The following is a 19,774-nucleotide window of genomic DNA, read 5'->3' as shown; positions in this document are numbered from 1 at the left end:
CCCCCTCCGCCGTTCCGGCCGCTCCCCTCCGCCGTTCCGGCCGCTCCCCGGCGCCGTGGCGGGCCCGGACACGGATGGAGCACAGGCCACGCACAGGGGAGGATTGCATTCCGCAGGTCACGGGTATGACGGGCTACGACCGAAGTGCCCAACGCCGTGCGGGAGGGACCCTTATGTTCTTGGAAGCGCTCGGCTCCGCGATCATCGGTCTGGTGCTTGCGTGGACGGCGGGGTACTACCTGCCGCACCGCCTGCCCGTCCGCCGCCTGGTCCTGTCGACCGGCGTCGCCGGAGCCCTGTTCGGCGCCTTCCTCACCCACACCGCTCTGGGATCGGGAAATCTGCCGGCCGTACTGATCGGCGCCGCGGCGGTCTCCGCGGCCTCCGTCTCGCTGCTGCTGCGCCCCGCGGGCCGACTCCGCCGATCAGCGGCGGTGTGACCCCGGGGCTCCCGGAGCGATGGCCGACCCGGCCACCGCTCGGGCCCGTACGGCCGTCCGTTCGCCGACACGAAGGCGCCGACGGACTCGCGATCCGGGCGGTCGGCCCGGTGGTCCACTCAGCCGGCAGCCCCGGTGACCCGCTCAACCGACCGGCCCTGCGACCCGCTCAACCGAGTGACCGGTGACCCGCTCAACCGACTGACCCGTTGACCGACCCGGGTGACCGACCCGGGGCGGCCCGGAGGCCGGGACGCGCGGGTGCCCGGTCGGTCGCCGCCGCCGGACGACCGGCCCTCGGCCCGGGGCTCAGGCCGCGAGACCCAGCGCGGCCATCCGCTTGGTGTGCGCCTCGGTGATCCGCGAGAACATCCGCCCGACCTCGGCGAGGTCGAACCCGTCCGCGACACCGCCGACGAGCATCGTCGACAGGGCGTCCCGGTCGGCCACCACGCGCTGCGACTGCGACAGCGCCTCGCCCATCAGCCGTCGCGCCCACAGGGCGAGGCGCCCGCCGACCCGCGGGTCCGCGTCGATGGCGGCGCGCACCTTCTCGACGGCGAACGAGGCGTGGCCCGTGTCGTCGAGCACCGCGAGCACGAGCTTGCGCGTATCGGCGTCGAGGCGGGCCGCGACCTCGCGGTAGAAGTCACTGGCGATCGAGTCGCCGACGTACGCCTTGACGAGCCCCTCCAGCCAGTCGGAGGGCGCCGTCTGCCGGTGGAAGCCGTCGAGCGCGGCGACGAACGGCTCCATCGCCTCCGTGGGCTCCGCCCCGATCCCGGTGAGCCGGTCCCGGAGCTGCTCGAAGTGGTGGAACTCCGCCGACGCCATCTTGGCCAGTTCCGCCTTGTCCGCGAGGGTCGGCGCCAGCTTCGCGTCCTCGGCGAGCCGCTCGAACGCCGCCAGCTCGCCGTACGCGAGCGCTCCGAGCAGGTCCACGACCGCGGCGCGGTACTGGGGCTCCACGGAGGCCTGCGCCCAGTCCTGGGCGGCGACTCCGGTGTGTTCGGCGGGTGCGTCGGAAGCGTTGTCAGGCGTCGTCATGAAGCGCACAATAGCCCGCTCACCGCGGGGCGGAAGGCCCTGGTCAATCAGTGTGACGACGACTACGTGACCAAATCGGCCATCGCATATGCGCGATTCCGGGGTATGGTGGTAATGCGCTCGCTGAGTTGATCTACGTAACTCGACGGGCCGCACGAATGAGGATGCCCGGTCGGTGGCCCGATCGGCTCCGACCCGACAGCCCTCCTCGCCCGTACGGCACAGTGCGTACGGCATCCGGAGGGACCCTCAGCGGTACGAGAGCTCGAGCGTCGGCTGTGGTCCCGTGCCACTCGGCCCGCCCGACAGGCGGCCGACGTCCCCGGCACGGTCCCGACACGACCCCCGCGCTCGCCTCGCACCGCGTACACAGAAGAGGCAGCACCCTGACTACTTTCCGAGAGCTCGGAATCCTTCCCGAGACAGCCGAAGCCCTTGAGGCCGTCGGCATCATCAGTCCCTTCCCCATCCAGGAGATGACGCTCCCCGTCGCCCTCTCGGGCACCGACGTCATCGGCCAGGCCAAGACCGGCACCGGCAAGACACTGGGCTTCGGCCTCCCGCTCCTGGAGCGGGTCACCGTCCCCGCGGACGTCGAGGCCGGCCGCGCGCGGCCGGAGGACCTCACCGACGCGCCGCAGGCGCTCATCGTCGTCCCCACCCGTGAGCTGTGCACGCAGGTCACCAACGACCTGCTCACCGCGGGCAAGGTCCGCAACGTGCGCGTTCTCGCCATCTACGGCGGCCGCGCCTACGAGCCCCAGGTCGAGGCCCTGAAGAAGGGTGTCGACGTCGTCGTCGGCACCCCCGGGCGCCTGCTCGACCTCGCGGGCCAGCGGAAGCTCGACCTCAAGCACATCAAGTCGCTCGTCCTCGACGAGGCCGACGAGATGCTCGACCTGGGCTTCCTGCCCGACGTCGAGAAGATCATCAACATGATTCCGGCGAAGCGCCAGACCATGCTGTTCTCGGCGACCATGCCGGGTGCCGTCATCGGCCTCGCGCGGCGCTACATGTCGCAGCCCACGCACATCAACGCGACCTCGCCCGACGACGCGGGCAGGACCGTCGCGAACACGAAGCAGCACGTGTACCGCGCGCACAACATGGACAAGCCCGAGATGGTCTCGCGCATCCTGCAGGCCGAGGGCCGCGGTCTCGTCATGGTCTTCTGCCGCACCAAGCGCACGGCGGCCGACCTGGCCGACCAGCTCCAGCAGCGCGGTTTCGCGTCCGGCGCGGTCCACGGCGACCTCGGCCAGGGTGCCCGCGAGCAGGCGCTGCGGGCGTTCCGCAACGGCAAGGTCGACGTCCTCGTCTGCACCGACGTCGCCGCTCGCGGCATCGACGTCGAGGGCGTGACACACGTCATCAACTACCAGTCCCCCGAGGACGAGAAGACGTACCTGCACCGCATCGGCCGTACCGGTCGCGCGGGTGCCAAGGGCATCGCGATCACGCTGGTCGACTGGGACGACATCCCGCGCTGGCAGCTGATCAACAAGGCGCTGGAGCTCGACTTCAGCGACCCGCCGGAGACGTACTCCACCTCTCCGCACTTCTTCGAGGAGCTGGGCATTCCCGCGGGCACCAAGGGTGTCCTGCCGCGCTCGGAGCGCACGCGTGCGGGTCTCGCGGCGGAGGCCGTCGAGGACCTCGGCGAGACCGGTGGGCGCGGTGCCCGCGGTCGCGGCGGCCGTTCGTCCGGTCCGGCGCCCGCGCCGGCCGCCGAGCGCGACCGTGAGCGTTCCGCCCGCACGCCGCGTCGCCGTCGCCGCACCCGCAACGGTTCGCCGCTCGACGCCGCCGAGCAGACGGCACCGGAGACGGCCGCCGAGTCGGCACCGGCCGCCGGGACCGAGGCCGCCACCGAGCCCCGTACGCCGCGCAGGCGCCGCCGGACGCGTGTCGGCGGAGTCTCCGAGGCGGCCGAGACCGCGGTCGACACGGCCGAGGGCACCGTGGCGGACAGCGCGCCGTCCGAGCAGGTGACGGACGCGGAGGCCAAGCCGCGCCGCCGTCGCACCCGCAGGGCCGCGGAGTCCGTGCAGCCGGAGACCCCGGTCGTCGAGGAGGCTCCGGCTTCCGGTACGGCCGTACCGGCCGAGGCCCCCGCCGAGGCGGCGCCCCGCCGCCGCACCCGCAAGGCCGCCGAGGCCGTCGTGGAAGCCGTCGCCGCACCTGCCGAGGCCGTCGAGGCGAAGCCGCGACGCACCCGCAAGGCCGCGGTCGCCGTGACCGCCGAAGCGGTGCTGGACACCGCGGAGGCCGTGGAGGCCGCTCCGCGCCGCCGGACCCGCAAGGCCGCCGAGGCGCCGGTCGAGGTCGCCGAGGCCGGCATCCCGGCCCAGACGGTCGAGGAGCCCGCCGCTCCGCGCCGCCGCACCCGCAAGGCCGCGGTCGTCGCGCCCGTGGAGGAGGCACCCGTCGCGGAGGCCGCCCCGCGCCGCCGCGTTCGCAAGGCCGCGGTCGCCGCGGTGGACACGGTCGTCGAGGCGGCCGAGGTCGCGGAGACCAAGCCGCGTCGTACGCGGAAGGCCGCGGCAGCCGTCGAGGCCGTCGTGGACACGGTCGAAGCCGTCGAGGCCAAGCCTCGCCGTCGGGCGACCCGCAAGGCCACCGCGCCCGCCGAGGCGGGCATCCCGGCCCAGGCGACCGAGGCCGCGTCGGCCGAGGCCGTCAAGCCGCGCCGCGCCCGCAAGACAGCGGCCACGGCCGCCGTCGTGGCGGACGAGGCGGCGCCGGAGGCCACGCCTCGCCGCCGCGCCCGGAAGACGGCGGCCGCCGCCGAGACGCCGGAGAGCTGACCCACCCGACCGACGGCCCGGCCCCCAGCACGGGGGCCGGGCCGTCGGCGTTTCCGGCCCCGGCCACGCCCCGGGTGTGCCGCGGTCCGCGGCGCGCACACGTGGGCCGTACGAGGGGCCCTTCCCCCACGGCACAAGGGGCCCTGCCCCCGTGTCGGCCGCGCCCGCCCGCCGTGCGGACCTCTCAGCCGCCCGGATAGCCTCAGTCCCATGAGCAGGCCCGCCACCTTCGTCCCGCCCCCCGGCGCCCGCGCGTACCGGCTCGGCACGGCGCGCGGGGAGTTCGCCGTGATCGAGGCCGGCCGCCCCTCGCGGGGCACCGTGCTGCTGCTGCCCGGATTCACCGGCAGCAAGGAGGACTTCATCTCGCTGCACGAGCCGCTCGCCGGGGCCGGGTACCGGACCGTCGCCGTGGACGGCCGCGGGCAGTACGGGACACCGGGCCCGGCCGACGACGAAGCGCCTTACGCACGCGCCGAGTTGACCCGGGACGTGCTGGCCCAGGTGGCCGCGCTCACCGACGGCCCGACGGACCGCGTCCATCTGGTGGGCCACTCCTTCGGCGGTCTGGTGGCCCGCTCGGCCGTACTGCTGGAGCCGGCGCGTTTCCGTTCGCTGACCCTGATGTCCTCGGGGCCCGCCGAGATCTCGACCTCCCAGCAGGAGCGCGTGAAGCTGCTGCGGGACGCGCTCGCCGTGATGGACATGGCACAGGTGTGGGACGCGATCCAGGCGCTGGAGCCGCCGGAGGACACGGAGGACGGCCTGGAGGAGGGCCTCGACGACCGGGCGGACCTGAAGCGCCGCTGGCTCGCCAACAGCCCGGCCCAACTCATCGCGACGGGACGCCAGTTGTGCGAGGAACCGGATCGCGTGGCGGAGCTGGCGGCACTGCGGCTGCCGGTGCACGTCCTGTCCGGGGAGCGTGACGACACCTGGCCGGTGCCGCTCCTGGACGACATGGCCGTACGCCTCGGCGCGCACCGCACGGTCGTACGCGGAGCCGAGCACTCCCCCAACACGGACCGCCCGCTGGAGACCGCGCGGGCACTGGCCGCGTTCTGGGACGGGACGCCCCCCGCCGTGGACGCCTGACCGTCGTCGCCCCGACCGTCCCCGCACTGCGCGGGCGTCCGGCGCGGACGCCCGCCGCGATCACGCGGCACAGCGGCCCGGCACGAGTGCCCGGCACGGCTCAGTACTGCCCCTGCACGTGCTCCCAGAAGCCGTCGCGCAGCGCGCGCCGCAGATCGGCCTGCCCGCGCAGCGAGTACTGGAGCAGGCTCTCCGCCTCCACGAGCAGGTCCTGGTCGACGGGGCCGGGCAGGTACGGATGGCCGGGCAGCAGCTCTGCCAGGTTGTCCCGTCCCCGCGAGACCAGCCACTTGGCGGCGATCTGGGCCCCCACGAACCGCACGTCGTCGCGGGCCGGCCGGGCAGCCGAGGTGTCGTAGGCGGCGGTGCGGCGCGTGACGTACGGCTTGAAGAACTCCAGGTCGAAGGTGCGCTGGCTGTCGACCTCCCAGAGCAGGGGCTCCGCCTGGTTGCGCCCCTCCGGAGCCTCGATGCCCCAGAGGTGGACGCGGGCCCCGTACCCCTGCGCCGCCTCGACCGCGGAGACGAGGTCCTCGTCGCCGCCGATGAGTGCCGCGTCGCTGATGGCGCGGTGCCGGGCGAGTGACTCCAGGTCCGTGCGGATCAGGGAGTCGACGCCCTTCTGCTGGTTGTTGGCGTTGAGGTTGCCCAACCGGACCTTGACGTCCGGCAGTTCGGCGATCGACTGCTGCTCGGCCGTGTGGATGCGGCGCCGCGCCCCGTCGTACCAGTAGACGCGCAGCAGCCTGCTGTCCGCGAAGATCGTGCGCGCCCGGTCGATGAGTGCCTCGATGAGCCCTTCGGCGTCCAGGTCGAAGGCCCGGCGGTCCTCGGTCCCGGTCGCGAGCCGTCCCGCGGCCGCGTAGAGGTACCCGGCGTCGACGAAGATCGCGTGGGTGGACGGCGTCTTCGCCACCTCGGCGAGCATGCGCTGGAGCAGCTCGTTCGTCCGGTCGATGCGAGCACCCAGGGCAGCCGGATCGTCGCTTGCAGCGAAGTCGTCATTCATAGGCGTCACATTGTCGCAGGACGTCACGGCACGAACACGACCGGTCCCGATACCGGCAAGTAATTAGACGTTCGAAAATTTTCTTTAGCGTAGGGAATGTTCGTAACACGCATCCGGTTGACTCCATCGGGAACGCGGGACAACGACGGTCCGCGGGACCACCCACCAGTAGTTCTCCATCAGGAGGATGACCAGACGAAGGGAGAAGCCATATGCGCTTCGAAATCATGCGACTCGACGATGTCGACGGCACCCCCGTGGACAGCACCGTCGTGGACGCCGCCTCCGTCAACCGGATCGTTCAGCAGGCAGCGGCCATAGGGCAGCGCCTCTGGATCCGCCCGGCCGACACCACGGCCTCATAACAGCGGACGTTCGACACACTTCGGAACCCCCGCCCGGTGACCACACCGTGCGGGGGTTCCGCGTCTTCGGGCTTCCGCGTGTACGCGCTTCCGTGCGTACGGGACTTCACGCGTACGGGACCTCGTGGGTACGGGACTCGCCCGCGCCGCGGGGGCGTACGGCGGTCAGGCGCCCTGGACCACCTGGGTGACCCCGTTGATGATCTGCTGCACGGCGATCGCGGAGAGCATCATGCCGGCGAGCCGGGTCACGAGCACGACACCGCCGTCCTTGATGACCCGGATGATCAGCAGCGAGTACCGCATCACCACCCACAGCACGACATGGATGGCCAGGATCGCCGTCCACACCGACACATGGGTCGCCACACTGTCGGCCTTCTGCACGGCCAGGATGACGGACACGATCGCGCCCGGCCCGGCGAGCAGCGGCATCCCCAGCGGCACGAGGGCGACGTTGACGTCCTTCGTCTGCTTGGGCTCGTCGGTCTTGCCGGTGAGCAGGTCGAGGGCGATCAGCAGGAGCAGCAGTCCGCCCGCGATCATCAGCGCGGGGACGGACACGTGCAGGTAGGCCAGGATCTGGTGCCCCAGCAGCCCGAAGACGGTGATCACGCCACCGGCCACGCAGACCGCCTGGAACGCCATCCGGCGCTGCACCTTGGCGGGCCGGCCGGCCGTCAGGGCGAGGAAGATCGGCGTGATGCCGGGGGGATCCATGATGACGAAGAGGGTCAGGAAGAGGGAGCCGAAGACGGCGAGGTCGAACATCAGATGAGGCCTTGCGGGAGTGTCGGTGGAGGGGGTGGGCGCCCGTTCGGGACGCGGGGCACCGCGCGGACGTCCGCGCAGGCGAGGCGACGGCACGGCGGACAGAGCACGGGGAACAGGGCTCGGGGGACAGGGCTCGACGGCGAAGGGCACCCGGCCCGCCGCCGCCCGGTACGGGAACCGGACGGAACGCGGCACGGGGATGCGCGGACCGCGCGGTACGGGTGCGCGCCGCAGATGCGCGGAACCGGGTGCGGGGCACGGGTGCGCCCCGCGGTCGGGCAGGCGGACCGGAGCGCTAGCGCGCGGTCCCGCCCGCGCCGGGGACGGGGAACGCGCCGGTGGCCCGCCTGGTGATCTCGCCGTAGATCTCGGGGTCCGTCGTGTACTCGCCGAGCACACAGGTCTTGCGGCTGCCGTGGTAGTCGCTGGACCCGGTGACCAGCAGCCCCAGTTCCGCGGCGAGCCCGCGCAGGCGGGCCCGGGTGGCCGGTTCGTGGTCCATGTGGTCGACCTCGATGCCGTCGAGGCCGGCCGCGGCGAGTTCGGCGAGGGCGGACTCGCGCACGGTCCGGCCGCGCTTGGCGGCCCCGGGGTGCGCGAAGACCGTCACGCCACCGGCCGCCTTGACGAGCCGGATCGCCTCGAAGGGGTCCGACTCGTGCTTCGCGACGTACGCCCGGCCGCCGTCGGCGAGCCACTGTGTCGTGAACGCGGCGGACACGTCGGCCACGACCCCGAGCTCGACCAGCGCGGTGGCGATGTGCGGCCGGCCCACGGAGCCGTCTCCGGCGATCCTGGCGACCTGCTCCCAGGTAACCGGCACACCCATGCCCCTGAGCCTGCCGACCACGGCCTGGGCCCGCGGCACCCGGTCGTCGCGCACGAGTTCGCGCTCACGCAGCAGTTCGGGCTCGTCGGGGTCGAAGAGGTAGGCGAGCATGTGCAGCCCCACGCCGTCGAGGCGGCAGGACAGCTCGGCGCCGGTCACCAGCGTGAGCCCGGCAGGCACGGCGGCGATCGCCTCGGCGTACCCCCGGGTGGTGTCGTGGTCGGTCAGCGCGACCACGTCCAGTCCGGCGGCGGCCGCGTTGCGCACCAGCTCGGCGGGCGTGTCCGTCCCGTCGGAGGCCGTGGAGTGACAGTGCAGGTCAACGCGCACGACACGAACTCCAGACAGGGGCAGGACCAGCGGGACCGCTCAAGGATAGCCGCACCCGACCCACCCCCTGTCACACCCGCAACCCCGGAGCACCCCCTACGCGACCTCCTCCCGCCCACCGCCCGCCCCGAGGGCCACCGGGCCGTCCGGGCCGTCCGGGCCGGCACCGCACACCGCACACCGCACACCGCACACCGCACGGGAAACGGCACGGCACAGCTCAAGGCACCGCACCACGGTCGGACGCGGGGTGGGCGGAGCCGCCCGGAACCGCGGGGCCGCCCTCAGGGCTCCAGGATGCGCGGCGACAGCGCCCCGCACGGCAGCAGGTCCACCTCGGCGCCCGCGTCCCGCAGATCGGTCAGCACGAGCTCGTCGTACATCAGCAGACCCGACTGCTCGGGCCACACGACGGCCCACAGCCACAGCCCGAGCGCCTCCCCCGCGAAGACGGCGCGGTCGTCCGGCGTCCCGGCGACGTGCCACAGCGGTGTGGGGCGTCCCGCGGCGAGGACCTTCGCCTGGGCCGGCTTCTCGACGCTCATGTACGGCCCCGGGTCCGGCCCGTCGACGCCCGCGTACCGCGCGCCCAGGCCGACGCCGAGCTCCTCGGCGATCAGGACCAGCTCACCCACACCGCCGAGCGGTCCGGGCCCCGAGCAGGCCACGGCCGTCGCACGGCCGCCGCTGCGGTCGTCGCCCGCGAAGGCGGCACCCGTGAAGAGCCAGCCCACGGGCAGCGGCCACGGCATCCACACCGGCACCCGCGCCCGGTGCACGACCACACCGAGGGCTTCGACGCTGGGCGGGATCACGGGCTGCAGCGGATGCACGGTGCCGTGCACATCGCACTGCCAGGAGTCGGCAAAGAGGCCGGGAGCCCTGACCCGGCCACCACACTTCGGGCAACTGGGTTCGCCCCTCATAGGGCCCAACGGTCCTCCCCGTCGTTGCCCGCGTCAAGGACGATCACCCGTCCGGCACGCGGCCGTCACTCCGAGGCATTGGATGCGCATTGCATTCATCAGCCGCTCCGACTTATCGCGTGCATAAGCCAACCATTTCTCGCACGCGAAGGAGACGGGCATGAACAGCAGCACGGGAGGACCCGCCGAGGGGGACGCGTCCGCCGCGGGACCGGGCGGCGTCCTGCGGCAGCCGAAGGCGGTCCGGGCAACCGCCGTGGCGTCCGTGGTCGCCTTCACGGGCATCGGGCTCGTCGACCCGATCCTGCCCTCCGCCGCCGGCGGCCTGACGCCACGCCCGGCCGGGTCCCGCCGCTCTTCACCCCGGCAACTGCACGTTCTTGACCGTGCCGGCCCTCACGCCGTTCGTGCCGGACATGAGCCCGTACCGGTCGGGTGCCGTCTCCCTCGCCCGGGCGTCCTGCTTGCCGTCCTCTCGGTGTCCGTGGCGCCGCGCGCCCGGGCGCGGTTCGGCCCGGCCCGGCGGGGGTGCCGGCCGGGTCGCCACTGCGGCCGCCGACGTGCTCGTCCTCGGCCACGGCGGCCACACCGCCACCGCCGTCCGCACGGTCCTGTCCCGCGCCGCGATCGGCGTGGACGACACCGTCCACACCGAACCGGCCCTGGGCGTCCCGGACGCCCCGCGGCCTGTGGCGAGCGTCGGCTGCAGCTTCGTCCGCCGGTTCGCGGCCGCCGAGGCACCCCTCCTCGCCCCCGCGGATCAAGGAGTGGACCGATGTCCACGTCCCGTTCGCCGTGGCGGCAACCGCGGTACTGGGGCGCCCTCGTGGTCCTCGTCCGCCGCACCGCACTGGCGGCGGGGGCGGAGGGGGCGGCGGAACGGCACGCGGCCGAGGACGGCGTCGCGGTCTTCGCGAACCCAGGCCGGGCCGGCGGCACGGACGCCACCCCGGCCGGGCGCGGCGGATGTGAGATACCCGACGGCCCGTCCCCGCGAGGCGCGTTGGGGGTCAGTCCAGCGGGACGGACCTGCGGGAGGGGTCGCGCAGGTCCGTCCCGCCCGCGAGCCAGCGCTCCTGGAGAGCCTGCGCCCCGTGGACGCGCTTCCAGGCCGCCTCGTTCGGCGTCATGGGGAGCAGTGGCAGGAACCGCACGGGTTCGAGGGGCGCGTCCAGTTCCAGGTCCTCGACCAGACCGCCCGGCTCGGCGACCAGTACGGAGGTGTAGGGCGCGCCGGGCCACAGCGGCTCGCCCACGTCGAGCGAGGCGCCCGGAGCCACGACCAGCCCTTCGACCTGCGGGGAAGCGGCGAGTACGGCGAGGGGGCGGAGCACCTTGTCCGTGTCGGCGCGGCCCGCGCGTACGGAGACGACCAGTTCGGCGCGCGGCCCCGCCACCGGGTCCGCCACGACGGACGTGGGGTCGGTCATCGGACGGGCCGACATGCCGAGCGTCGCGTAGCGGACGATGTCGCCGTCGGTGAAGCGGAGCACCTCGACGCGGTCCGTGCCGAGGAAGGTCACCGCGGCGCGTGCGTCGGGTTCGCCCAGCGCACTGCGCAACCGGGCCTCCACCAGGGGAAGAACATCAGCCATGGGCCGAGCATAGGCCGCGCCGCGGCGGCGCACGCCGCGCGGCCCGTTGGCCAACAACGGGCAAAGCAAGGACTTGACACTTCAGTCGGCTGATAGTCTTGGCCGCTGGTCGGGGCAGCACGCAGAAGCGTCGCTCTCGAGTCCCGGCCCGCAGTCTCGACGCGTGAGACTCCCCCACGGGGGATGGACCTCCCCCACGGGGGACCGGCCGGAGGAGGTGGGGCTCCATGGATCGAAGTCGACCGTGCAGTACCACCCGCTCTTCCGGCCACTGAGCCCTTCACCGAGCGCTCTGCTGGCTGCCGCCTTCCGTACGCGCGCCACGCCTGTCCGGGACACGACGGAAGAGCACTTCGTTTTGCCTGATCTGTCTGATTTCTCTGATCTGTATCAGTAGCGAAGCCGCCACCGCGACGGTGCGGTGCTCCCCGCTTTGTGGACGTGCCAAACATCCGCACTCAGGACGTCCCCATTCCGGGCAGTTCCAACCGTCGTCGGCCGCTCTCGTTCGCGAAGGAGCCTGCCATGTCGATGATCCGCGACCTGCGTGCCGCCGTCCGCCCCTCGCCGCGCAAGGACGGCGGCACGTACGACACCACCCGCGAGGCCGGGTCGAGTTCGGCCGTGGTGGACTGCGCGGTGTACCGCGACGGCGTTCGGCTCGCCTCCGACGACACGCTCACCCCGCGCCGGGCGATCCGCCAGGTGCGCCGGGACGGCGGGTTCGCCTGGATCGGCCTGCACGAGCCGACGGAGGCCGAATTCTCGGGCATCGCGGCCGAGTTCGGGCTGCACCCGCTGGCCGTCGAGGACGCCGTGCACGCCCACCAGCGGCCGAAGCTGGAGCGCTACGACGACACCCTGTTCGCCGTCTTCAAGACGATCCACTACGTCGAGCACGACCAACTCACCGCGACCAGCGAGGTGGTGGAGACCGGCGAGGTCATGTGCTTCACCGGCCGGGACTTCTTCATCACCGTGCGGCACGGCGGGCAGGGCTCGCTGCGGGCGCTGCGGCACCGCCTCCAGGACGACCCCGAACTGCTCTCCAAGGGCCCCTCGGCCGTGCTGCACGCCATCGCCGACCATGTCGTCGACGGTTACATCGCGGTGGCCGACGCCGTGCAGGACGACATCGACGAGGTCGAGACCGAGGTGTTCTCGCCGGGGCGCAGGGGCGGGGTCTCCCGCGGTGTCGACTCCGCGCGGATCTACCAGCTCAAGCGCGAGGTGCTGGAGTTCAAGCGCGCGGTGTCCCCGCTGATGCGGCCCATGCAGCTGCTGAGCGAGCGTCCGATGCGACTGATCGACCCCGACATCCAGAAGTACTTCCGCGATGTCGCCGACCACCTCGCTCGCGTGCAGGAGCAGGTCGTCGGCTTCGACGAACTGCTGAACTCGATCCTCCAGGCCAACCTCGCGCAGGCCTCCGTCGCGCAGAACGAGGACATGCGCAAGATCACCTCGTGGGCGGCCATCATCGCCGTCCCGACGATGGTCTGCGGCGTGTACGGCATGAACTTCGACTACATGCCGGAACTGCGCTGGAGGTTCGGCTACCCGCTGGTGCTCGGCGTCACGGTCGGCATCTGCTTCGCCATCCACCGGACCCTGAAGCGCAACGGCTGGCTCTGAAGGGCGGCGGGGCGCGGCCGTGCCCGGGGCCCGGACGGGCGGCCGGCACACGCCGCGAGGGCGTTCGGATCGTCGCGGGTCCGGCCGGGACCGCCGCCGGCCGCACCCCCTAGGCTGGGCCGCATGACGGATCTGCTGCTCGACCAGGCCCTCGTCGAGGAGGCCACGAAGAAGTCCGGCCTCGTCTGGGTGCGGGGCGACGGTGTCGCGGAATCCGGGGTGCCGTCCCGTCCGGTGTGGCACGTCTGGCACGACGGGGCGATGTGCCTGGTGGGCGACGGACCGGGCGAGCAGCCGCTGCCCGGACTCGTCGACGGGGGCACCGCGTCGGTCACCGTCCGCAGCAAGGACAAGGGCGGGCGGCTCGTCTCCTGGTCCGCCTCGGTGGTGGAGGCGGCTCCCGGGACCCCGGAGTGGGACGCGGCCGTGGCCGAACTGAAGGGCAAGCGGCTCAACGCCCCGGACGGCGAGGCCGTGCCGGAGCGCTGGGCCCGCGAGTGCCGGGTGCTGCGGCTGGTGCCGACGGGCGGCACGGACGCGCTGCCGGACGGCTCGCTGGCGGCGGCTCCGCCGGCGACCCCGGCGACCACCCGGCGGGAGATGCCGGCCGGGCTCCCCCGTCTGCTCCTCAAGCGGCGCAAGCGCGGCTGAGCGCCCTCGCCCGGCCCGGCGCGGCGCCTGGCCGGTCGGGGCCCCCGGGCGCCCTGCCGTCGCGCGTACGGGCCCGTGACGGGCGGCGCAGGCCCGTGACGGGCGACCACCGGTCCCACGCACGGGTCGGACGAGTCGGGCCGGGACGAGTCGGGCCGGGACGGGTCCGGACGGCAGGGGGCCGGACGCGCGCCCCCGACAACCCTCCCGCGGCCTGGCACCGTCACGGGACGGCCCGGCACCCCCGCGGAACGGCACCGTCACGGGTCGGCCCGGCACCCCCGCGGAACGGCGGGGCGCCTACGAGGACGGGAGCTGCTGCCCGTAGTCCACCGTCTCGTCCTTCTCCGGCTCCTTCAGGGCGAACTCCTGGTTCCAGTCCGTCAGGCGCAGGGTGCCCGCGCCGCCCGCACGGACCAGCAGCAGCGGGTACGGCTTGCCCTCCAGGGAGACGTCGAGCTTGCCGCCCGAGCCCTCGTCACCCGTGATCCGGATCGTCCGGACGCCGCGCTGCTCGTGGTGGCCGTCCGTGCCGAGCTTCCCGTGCAGCGAGAGCAGTCCGTCGAGCAGGACGTCCTTGTCGGTGAAGATGCTGAGCTGCTGGTAGGCGGGGTCGCCCTTGGGGACCTTCACGAACATGCCCTGCAGCTTGTCCGCGGCCGCCGCGTCCGACGAGTCGTCGTCGCTCTTGCCGTCCTGATGGCCCCAGAACTCCGCGTCGGCCTTGATGAAGAGGTGCTCACCCACGCGCAGCAGCCGGAACGTCGTGCCCTTGGAGGTGACCGAGCCGGTGCCGCCGTCGCCCTTGAGCCGCATGTCCAGCTTGTAGGTGCGCTTGTTGCTGACCACGGCCCCGGACAGCCGTACCGTCTCCGCCGCCCTGGCCGCCGACTGGGTCCTGCTCTGGATCTTGGCGGGGGGCAGCTTCCCCACCCCGTTGGTCCCCGCGTCGGGGTCCTCGCCGCCGCACCCCGTCAACCCTGTGCCCGTCACGACCAGCGCGCACACGGCGCTCGCCAACACGGCCTTACGGGTACGTCCCTGGGGAATCGCAGTCACAGGTGGCGCTGCCTCTCGTGCGGGTGTCCTCAACGCGTACCGCAGCGTACCGGGGCTCCCCGCGCCACTCGGAGTCAGTCCGTCCGCACCGCTCACCAGGGCGTATCCGACCGGGACGGGCTAGCCTGAAGCCGACCCGAGCGGACACCGCAGTTCAAATCCGCCCGTACCGAGACCCGTGCCCGGACTCCGCACCCGGACCCCGTACCGAACCCCGTACCGAAGCCCGTACGAAGAAGGAGGCGCGGGCATGGCGGCAGGCGCCCCCAGGATCTTCGTCTCGCACCTCGCCGGCGTCGCCGTCTTCGACCCGAACGGCGACCAGGTGGGACGCGTGCGCGACCTGGTCGCGATGCTCCGCGTCGGGCGGCGGCCTCCCCGGCTGCTCGGCCTCGTCGTCGAACTCTCCACCCGGCGCCGCATCTTCCTGCCCATGACCCGGGTGACCGGCATCGAGTCCGGCCAGGTCATCACCACCGGCGTGCTAAACGTCCGCCGCTTCGAGCAGCGGCCCACCGAACGGCTGGTCCTCGGTGAGCTCCTCGACCGGCGCGTGCGGCTCGGCGGGGCCGACGAGGAGGTCACCGTACTGGACATCTCCATCCAGCAACTGCCCGCCCGCCGCGACTGGGAGATCGACCGGGTCTTCGTGCGCAGGGGCAAGACCGGCGCGTTCAGACGGGCCAAGGGCGAGACGCTGGTGGTCGACTGGTCGGCCGTCACCGGCTTCTCGCTGGAGGAGCACGGGCAGGGCGCGGAGAACCTGCTCGCCACGTTCGAGCAGCTGCGCCCGGCCGACCTCGCGAACGTCCTGCACCACCTCTCCCCGAAACGGCGCGGTGAGGTGGCCGCCGCGCTCGACGACGACCGGCTCGCCGACGTCCTGGAGGAGCTGCCCGAGGACGACCAGATCGAGATCCTCGGCAAGCTCAAGGAGGAGCGCGCCGCGGACGTGCTGGAGGCGATGGACCCCGACGACGCGGCCGACCTGCTGGGCGAGCTGCCGGAGGACGACAAGGAGCGGCTGCTGGCCCTGATGCGCCCGGACGACGCGGCGGACGTACGGCGGCTGATGGCGTACGAGGAGCGCACTGCGGGCGGACTGATGACGACCGAGCCGATCGTGCTGCGGCCCGACGCGACCGTCGCCGACGCGCTCGCCCGGGTGCGCAACGCCGACCTGTCCCCCGCCCTGGCCGCCCAGGTGTACGTGTGCCGCCCGCCGGACGAGACCCCGACGGGCAAGTACCTCGGCACGGTCCACTTCCAGCGGCTGCTGCGCGACCCGCCGTACACGCTCGTCGGCTCGATGCTCGACGACGACCTCCAGCCGCTGGACCCGGAGGCCGAGCTGCCGGTCGTGGCCGGCTTCTTCGCCGCGTACGACATGGTCGCGGCGCCCGTCGTCGACGAGAGCGGCTCGCTGCTCGGGGCGGTCACCGTGGACGACGTCCTCGACCACATGCTGCCCGACGACTGGCGCGAGACGGAGTTCCACCTGGACGAGGAGCCGTCCGGGGAGGGGGTCCCTCATGGCTCCTGAGCGAGAGGCCGCCCGCGAACGGGCCGCGACCGGGGCGGGCACCGCCGGCCGGCCGCGCGTCCGGCTCGACCAGCCGCAGCCGCGGCGGCGCCGGTTCCTCCCCGAGTACGACCCCGAGGCCTTCGGCCGCCTGTCGGAGCGGATCGCGCGGTTCCTGGGCACCGGACGGTTCATCGTCTGGATGACGGTCGCGATCATCCTGTGGGTGGTGTGGAACGTCTCAGCGCCGCGCGACCTGCGCTTCGACAGCTATCCGTTCATCTTCCTGACCCTGATGCTCTCGCTCCAGGCCTCGTACGCGGCCCCGCTGATCCTGCTCGCGCAGAACCGGCAGGACGACCGCGACCGGGTCAACCTCGAACAGGACCGCAAGCAGAATGAGCGGTCCATCGCGGACACCGAATACCTGACCCGGGAGATCGCGGCGCTGCGCGCCGGGCTCGGCGAGGTCGCCACCCGCGACTGGATCCGCTCCGAGCTGGAGGACCTGGTCAAGGAGCTGGAGGAGCGCCGTTCGGACGGCCACGGCGGCGCCCGTGTCGTATTCCCGGCAGAACGGCCGCGGGGACGTGACGTAGACGACCGGTGACGGGGCTTTCCGGCCCCCCGCCCGGGCGCCGTACCATCGACCCCATGGTTACGGAAGACGCGGTGCGCGAAGCGCTGGCGACGGTGAACGACCCCGAGATCCAGCGGCCCATCACCGAACTCGGGATGGTCAAATCGGTGGAGATCGGTGCGGACGGCTCGGTCGCTGTCGCGGTGTTCCTGACCGTCTCCGGCTGCCCGATGCGAGAGACGATCACGGAGAACGTGACGAAGGCGGTCGCCGCCGTCGAGGGAGTCACGGGTGTCGACGTGGTCCTGGACGTGATGAGCGACGAGCAGCGGCGTGAGCTGGCGTCGGCCCTGCGCGGCGGCCAGGCCGAGCGCGAGGTCCCCTTCGCGAAGCCGGGCTCGCTGACCCGCGTGTACGCGGTCGCCTCAGGAAAGGGCGGTGTCGGGAAGTCCTCCGTGACGGTCAACCTCGCCGCGGCGATGGCCGCGGACGGGCTGAAGGTCGGTGTCGTCGACGCCGACATCTACGGCCACTCGGTGCCGCGCATGCTGGGCGCCGACGGGCGGCCCACCCAGGTCGAGAACATGATCATGCCGCCGTCGGCGCACGGCGTGAAGGTCATCTCGATCGGCATGTTCACACCCGGCAACGCCCCCGTGGTGTGGCGCGGCCCGATGCTCCACCGCGCGCTCCAGCAGTTCCTCGCGGACGTCTTCTGGGGCGACCTGGACGTCCTGCTCCTGGACCTCCCGCCGGGCACGGGCGACATCGCGATCTCGGTCGCGCAGCTCGTCCCGAACGCGGAGATCCTCGTCGTGACGACCCCGCAGCAGGCCGCCGCAGAGGTCGCCGAGCGGGCCGGCTCCATCGCCGTCCAGACCCACCAGAAGATCGTCGGCGTGGTGGAGAACATGGCCGGCCTGCCCTGCCCGCACTGCGACGAGATGGTCGACGTGTTCGGCAGCGGCGGCGGCCAGCGCGTGGCCGACGGACTGACCCGCACCACGGGCGCCACGGTCCCGGTCCTCGGCTCCATCCCGATCGACGTCCGCCTGCGCGAGGGCGGCGACGAGGGCAGGCCGGTGGTCCTCACCGACCCCGACTCCCCGGCCGGCTCGGCCCTGCGCTCCATCGCCGGAAAGCTCGGGGGCCGCCAGCGCGGCCTGTCGGGCATGTCCCTCGGCATCACCCCGCGCAACAAGTTCTAGGTCCCGCCCGGGGCGGCCGGACCCGCGCCCCGGGTCCGGCCGCCCGCACACCGGTGCCGTCCCGGGCGCCCGTGCAGGCCTACGGGTCCGGCCCGGCGCCCGGGAGGCCGACGCCGCCCGGCGGCCCCGGCCCCGCCGCACACGCGAAGGGGGCGCCGTCACCCGACGGCGCCCCCTTCCGCACATGTGCCGCGCGTACGTTCCGCGCCGACGCGCCCTACGCGTACGTGGCGATGTCCTTGATCATGGCGAAGCCCAGGCCGTACGCGCTCATCCCGCGCCCGTACGCGCCCAGGTGGACGCCTTCCCGGGTGGATCCGGCGAGGACCCAGCCGAACTCCGACTCCCGGTAGTGGAAGGTCGTCGGGACGCCGTCCACCGGGAGGGACAGCGTCGACCAGTCCGAGCCGTCCAGGTCGTCCGCGAGGACCCACGCCGTCTCGGTCTGCTGGTCCAGCCAGTCGTCGCGCAGGGTGTGGTCCATCTGGCCGGGCCAGGTGAAGGACAGCAGCCCGACCCCCGCGAGCCACGCCGCGGAGGACACCGAGGTGGCCTCCATGAGTCCCGTGCCGTCGGCACTGCGCCGTACGGGGTTGGCCGCGACGGTGACGACGACCGCGAAGCGCTCCTTGTCCTCCGCGGTCTCGCCGCGTACCGAGGGCTCGTCGCCGTGCCCGATCGAGCCGTGCTCGACGGCCCCGTCGGCCGCCGCGCCGACCTGCATCAGCCGGCGCTCCCCGGTGAAGGCCTCGTCGAGGCCGTACCAGGGGAAGGGCGCCAGCAGGTAGCCGTCGACCGTGCCCCGGGCGAAGGGGTCCTGTTGTCCACCCTCCGCGGCCGGCGCCTGCGCGCCTACCCGACTTGTCGTCTCCATGCCCGGACGCCTCCTCGCTCTCGTCGGACCGGGGCGGCCCGCCCCCCTTCGGGCGTCCTTCCGGTCCGCACAACAACTAGGCAGGATAGCCACAGCTCCCCGGTGAGCCGGGAAACCGGTCGCCCAGTGGGTCGCGTACGCGTCGCGTCCGGCCTCCGCGACCTGCTGGAATCGGGCCGGTGGGCGGCCCGTTGGCCCCTGCGCGACGTGACGCGTGACACTTCGGCGGCCCGGCGGGTCGCACCGCTCGGGGAAGGCGGGAAGCGCCTGGGGGGAGAGGCGGAGGCGCAGAAGGGAAGAGGCGGAGGCGGATTGGGCGGAGGCGCGGAAGGGGAATCGCCGGTCCGCTCGAGGGCTCACGGGTCGTGGGCGCTCCCGGCGCGGGCCTCTCGCGGGCCCGGTCGCGCGGGTGCCGGCGGGCTCAGGTGGCGTCGGAGTCGAACGGCGGGCGCTCGTCCGCGTCGAGCTTCTCGCGCTTCTTCGTCATGTCGACGCTGCCGCCGGAGGCCGCCGACGACGAGGCGGGCGAAGCCGACGAGGAGTCCGACTCGCGGCCGTGCACGGCGTCCGTGACCTCGGCCATCTCCTTCTTCAGGTCGAAGCCGTTGCGGATCTCCTTGAGCCCCAGTTCGTCGTTGTCCAACTGCTTGCGGATGAACGTCTTGGGGTTGAGGTCCTCGAACTCGAAGTCCTTGAACTCGGGGCCGAGTTCCTCACGGATGTCCTGCTTGGCGCTCTCCGAGAACTCACGGATCTTGCGGATGGTGCGGGTGACGTCCTGGATCACCTTCGGGAGCTTGTCCGGACCGAAGACGAGCACAGCGAGCACGACGAGCGTCACCAGCTCGAAAACTCCTATGTCATTGAACACCTTGCAGCTCCTCGCGATGTCCTCGGCCCTCGGCAGGTCTTCCGTGGTCCGGGCCGGGTCCACGGTACCCGGACCACCTGTCCGTCCGGTACTGTCCCGCGACCTCCGGCCGGGTGGCGGGCGGCGGTGGCCCGGCCCGCCGCGCGTACGGGACGGG

At 73.0% G+C, this 19,774-nt stretch carries 18 protein-coding genes and 1 pseudogene; 10 read left to right on the top strand and 9 right to left on the bottom strand.

Going from position 1 to position 19,774, the window contains the following annotated elements:
* Positions 1 to 173 precede the first annotated feature (173 nt).
* A complete protein-coding gene (locus IE265_RS01955; protein ID WP_190033497.1) occupies positions 174 to 440 on the top strand; it encodes a hypothetical protein in 267 nt (88 codons plus the stop codon).
* 309 nt (positions 441 to 749) lie between these two features.
* Here IE265_RS01955 and IE265_RS01950 read toward each other — a convergent pair whose 3' ends face one another.
* Positions 750 to 1,487, bottom strand: a complete 738-nt coding sequence (locus IE265_RS01950; RefSeq protein ID WP_190033496.1) for a ferritin-like fold-containing protein — start codon at positions 1,485 to 1,487, stop codon at positions 750 to 752.
* 476 nt (positions 1,488 to 1,963) lie between these two features.
* Here IE265_RS01950 and IE265_RS01945 point away from each other — a divergent pair, with 476 nt between their 5' ends.
* Positions 1,964 to 4,294 carry a DEAD/DEAH box helicase gene (locus tag IE265_RS01945; RefSeq protein WP_190033495.1) on the top strand — a complete coding sequence of 777 codons (2,331 nt, stop codon included), beginning with the start codon at positions 1,964 to 1,966 and terminating at the stop codon, positions 4,292 to 4,294.
* 210 nt (positions 4,295 to 4,504) lie between these two features.
* A complete protein-coding gene (locus IE265_RS01940; protein ID WP_190033494.1) occupies positions 4,505 to 5,389 on the top strand; it encodes an alpha/beta fold hydrolase in 885 nt (294 codons plus the stop codon).
* A 100-nt stretch (positions 5,390 to 5,489) separates the two neighbouring features.
* On the opposite strand, the gene IE265_RS01935 is transcribed toward IE265_RS01940, so the two are convergent.
* Positions 5,490 to 6,398: an NYN domain-containing protein gene (locus IE265_RS01935; protein WP_190033493.1), complete on the bottom strand. Its 909-nt coding sequence runs from the start codon at positions 6,396 to 6,398 to the stop codon at positions 5,490 to 5,492.
* A 212-nt stretch (positions 6,399 to 6,610) separates the two neighbouring features.
* Here IE265_RS01935 and IE265_RS01930 point away from each other — a divergent pair, with 212 nt between their 5' ends.
* Complete coding sequence (locus tag IE265_RS01930; RefSeq protein WP_020136747.1) at positions 6,611 to 6,763, top strand: DUF8834 family protein; 153 nt, start codon at positions 6,611 to 6,613, stop codon at positions 6,761 to 6,763.
* A 165-nt stretch (positions 6,764 to 6,928) separates the two neighbouring features.
* Here IE265_RS01930 and IE265_RS01925 read toward each other — a convergent pair whose 3' ends face one another.
* The 3 genes from IE265_RS01925 to IE265_RS01915 all read right to left on the bottom strand — a co-directional run bounded on the left by IE265_RS01925 (position 6,929) and on the right by IE265_RS01915 (position 9,622).
* Positions 6,929 to 7,534: a MarC family protein gene (locus tag IE265_RS01925; RefSeq protein WP_190033492.1), complete on the bottom strand. Its 606-nt coding sequence runs from the start codon at positions 7,532 to 7,534 to the stop codon at positions 6,929 to 6,931.
* Between the two features lie 298 nt (positions 7,535 to 7,832).
* Positions 7,833 to 8,696, bottom strand: coding sequence for a PHP domain-containing protein (locus IE265_RS01920; RefSeq protein ID WP_190033491.1), 864 nt, complete (start codon positions 8,694 to 8,696; stop codon positions 7,833 to 7,835).
* A 284-nt stretch (positions 8,697 to 8,980) separates the two neighbouring features.
* Positions 8,981 to 9,622: a DUF6758 family protein gene (locus tag IE265_RS01915; protein WP_190033490.1), complete on the bottom strand. Its 642-nt coding sequence runs from the start codon at positions 9,620 to 9,622 to the stop codon at positions 8,981 to 8,983.
* 368 nt (positions 9,623 to 9,990) lie between these two features.
* On the opposite strand from IE265_RS01915, the pseudogene IE265_RS38130 reads away from it, so the two are divergent.
* Positions 9,991 to 10,541: pseudogene (locus IE265_RS38130) on the top strand (MFS transporter); the annotation flags it as partial.
* A 91-nt stretch (positions 10,542 to 10,632) separates the two neighbouring features.
* Here IE265_RS38130 and IE265_RS01905 read toward each other — a convergent pair.
* Positions 10,633 to 11,217: a suppressor of fused domain protein gene (locus tag IE265_RS01905; protein ID WP_190033488.1), complete on the bottom strand. Its 585-nt coding sequence runs from the start codon at positions 11,215 to 11,217 to the stop codon at positions 10,633 to 10,635.
* A 525-nt stretch (positions 11,218 to 11,742) separates the two neighbouring features.
* On the opposite strand from IE265_RS01905, the gene IE265_RS01900 reads away from it, so the two are divergent.
* Positions 11,743 to 12,852, top strand: a complete 1,110-nt coding sequence (locus IE265_RS01900) for a magnesium and cobalt transport protein CorA (RefSeq protein WP_190033487.1) — start codon at positions 11,743 to 11,745, stop codon at positions 12,850 to 12,852.
* A 123-nt stretch (positions 12,853 to 12,975) separates the two neighbouring features.
* Positions 12,976 to 13,503 carry a hypothetical protein gene (locus tag IE265_RS01895; RefSeq protein ID WP_190033486.1) on the top strand — a complete coding sequence of 176 codons (528 nt, stop codon included), beginning with the start codon at positions 12,976 to 12,978 and terminating at the stop codon, positions 13,501 to 13,503.
* A 300-nt stretch (positions 13,504 to 13,803) separates the two neighbouring features.
* Here IE265_RS01895 and IE265_RS01890 read toward each other — a convergent pair whose 3' ends face one another.
* Entirely contained in the window at positions 13,804 to 14,562 is a 759-nt protein-coding gene (locus IE265_RS01890; protein WP_190033485.1) for a hypothetical protein, read from the bottom strand.
* Between the two features lie 250 nt (positions 14,563 to 14,812).
* Between IE265_RS01890 and IE265_RS01885 the strand changes: the two genes are divergently transcribed.
* From IE265_RS01885 to IE265_RS01875, 3 genes are read left to right on the top strand one after another with little or no spacing between them, the layout of a single operon-like run.
* On the top strand, positions 14,813 to 16,105 hold the full coding sequence (locus tag IE265_RS01885; RefSeq protein ID WP_190033484.1) for a magnesium transporter MgtE N-terminal domain-containing protein: 1,293 nt from the start codon (positions 14,813 to 14,815) through the stop codon (positions 16,103 to 16,105).
* Positions 16,095 to 16,694 carry a DUF1003 domain-containing protein gene (locus IE265_RS01880; protein WP_190033483.1) on the top strand — a complete coding sequence of 200 codons (600 nt, stop codon included), beginning with the start codon at positions 16,095 to 16,097 and terminating at the stop codon, positions 16,692 to 16,694. The genes IE265_RS01885 and IE265_RS01880 overlap by 11 nt, the downstream gene beginning before the upstream one ends.
* A gap of 44 nt (positions 16,695 to 16,738) precedes the next feature.
* Positions 16,739 to 17,872: an Mrp/NBP35 family ATP-binding protein gene (locus tag IE265_RS01875; RefSeq protein WP_190033482.1), complete on the top strand. Its 1,134-nt coding sequence runs from the start codon at positions 16,739 to 16,741 to the stop codon at positions 17,870 to 17,872.
* Positions 17,873 to 18,089: 217 nt separating this feature from the next.
* Here IE265_RS01875 and IE265_RS01870 read toward each other — a convergent pair whose 3' ends face one another.
* The gene (locus IE265_RS01870; protein WP_190033481.1) at positions 18,090 to 18,746 is read right to left on the bottom strand and encodes a hypothetical protein; all 657 of its coding nucleotides are present in this window, start codon (positions 18,744 to 18,746) and stop codon (positions 18,090 to 18,092) included.
* Between the two features lie 421 nt (positions 18,747 to 19,167).
* The gene (locus IE265_RS01865; protein WP_190033480.1) at positions 19,168 to 19,617 is read right to left on the bottom strand and encodes a sec-independent translocase; all 450 of its coding nucleotides are present in this window, start codon (positions 19,615 to 19,617) and stop codon (positions 19,168 to 19,170) included.
* Positions 19,618 to 19,774: the final 157 nt, after the last annotated feature.

It is taken from the genome of Streptomyces fructofermentans (assembly GCF_014651055.1).
In the GTDB taxonomy this organism is placed as follows: domain Bacteria; phylum Actinomycetota; class Actinomycetes; order Streptomycetales; family Streptomycetaceae; genus Streptomyces; species Streptomyces fructofermentans.
Note: the sequence above shows the minus strand (reverse complement) of the source record. Positions and strands in the feature narration are given on the sequence as shown.

What these genes read in the sequence shown, in the direction of transcription:
- IE265_RS01870 (WP_190033481.1), bottom strand. Translation starts at nt 18,746, where the DNA reads ATGGAGACGACAAGTCGGGTAGGCGCGCAGGCGCCGGCCGCGGAGGGT.
- IE265_RS01875 (WP_190033482.1), top strand. Translation starts at nt 16,739, where the DNA reads ATGGTTACGGAAGACGCGGTGCGCGAAGCGCTGGCGACGGTGAACGAC.
- IE265_RS01935 (WP_190033493.1), bottom strand. Translation starts at nt 6,398, where the DNA reads ATGAATGACGACTTCGCTGCAAGCGACGATCCGGCTGCCCTGGGTGCT.
- IE265_RS01940 (WP_190033494.1), top strand. Translation starts at nt 4,505, where the DNA reads ATGAGCAGGCCCGCCACCTTCGTCCCGCCCCCCGGCGCCCGCGCGTAC.
- IE265_RS01905 (WP_190033488.1), bottom strand. Translation starts at nt 11,217, where the DNA reads ATGGCTGATGTTCTTCCCCTGGTGGAGGCCCGGTTGCGCAGTGCGCTG.
- IE265_RS01900 (WP_190033487.1), top strand. Translation starts at nt 11,743, where the DNA reads ATGTCGATGATCCGCGACCTGCGTGCCGCCGTCCGCCCCTCGCCGCGC.
- IE265_RS01945 (WP_190033495.1), top strand. Translation starts at nt 1,964, where the DNA reads ATGACGCTCCCCGTCGCCCTCTCGGGCACCGACGTCATCGGCCAGGCC.
- IE265_RS01925 (WP_190033492.1), bottom strand. Translation starts at nt 7,534, where the DNA reads ATGTTCGACCTCGCCGTCTTCGGCTCCCTCTTCCTGACCCTCTTCGTC.
- IE265_RS01930 (WP_020136747.1), top strand. Translation starts at nt 6,611, where the DNA reads ATGCGCTTCGAAATCATGCGACTCGACGATGTCGACGGCACCCCCGTG.
- IE265_RS01895 (WP_190033486.1), top strand. Translation starts at nt 12,976, where the DNA reads ATGACGGATCTGCTGCTCGACCAGGCCCTCGTCGAGGAGGCCACGAAG.
- IE265_RS01915 (WP_190033490.1), bottom strand. Translation starts at nt 9,622, where the DNA reads ATGAGGGGCGAACCCAGTTGCCCGAAGTGTGGTGGCCGGGTCAGGGCT.
- IE265_RS01885 (WP_190033484.1), top strand. Translation starts at nt 14,813, where the DNA reads ATGGCGGCAGGCGCCCCCAGGATCTTCGTCTCGCACCTCGCCGGCGTC.
- IE265_RS01950 (WP_190033496.1), bottom strand. Translation starts at nt 1,487, where the DNA reads ATGACGACGCCTGACAACGCTTCCGACGCACCCGCCGAACACACCGGA.
- IE265_RS01955 (WP_190033497.1), top strand. Translation starts at nt 174, where the DNA reads ATGTTCTTGGAAGCGCTCGGCTCCGCGATCATCGGTCTGGTGCTTGCG.
- IE265_RS01880 (WP_190033483.1), top strand. Translation starts at nt 16,095, where the DNA reads ATGGCTCCTGAGCGAGAGGCCGCCCGCGAACGGGCCGCGACCGGGGCG.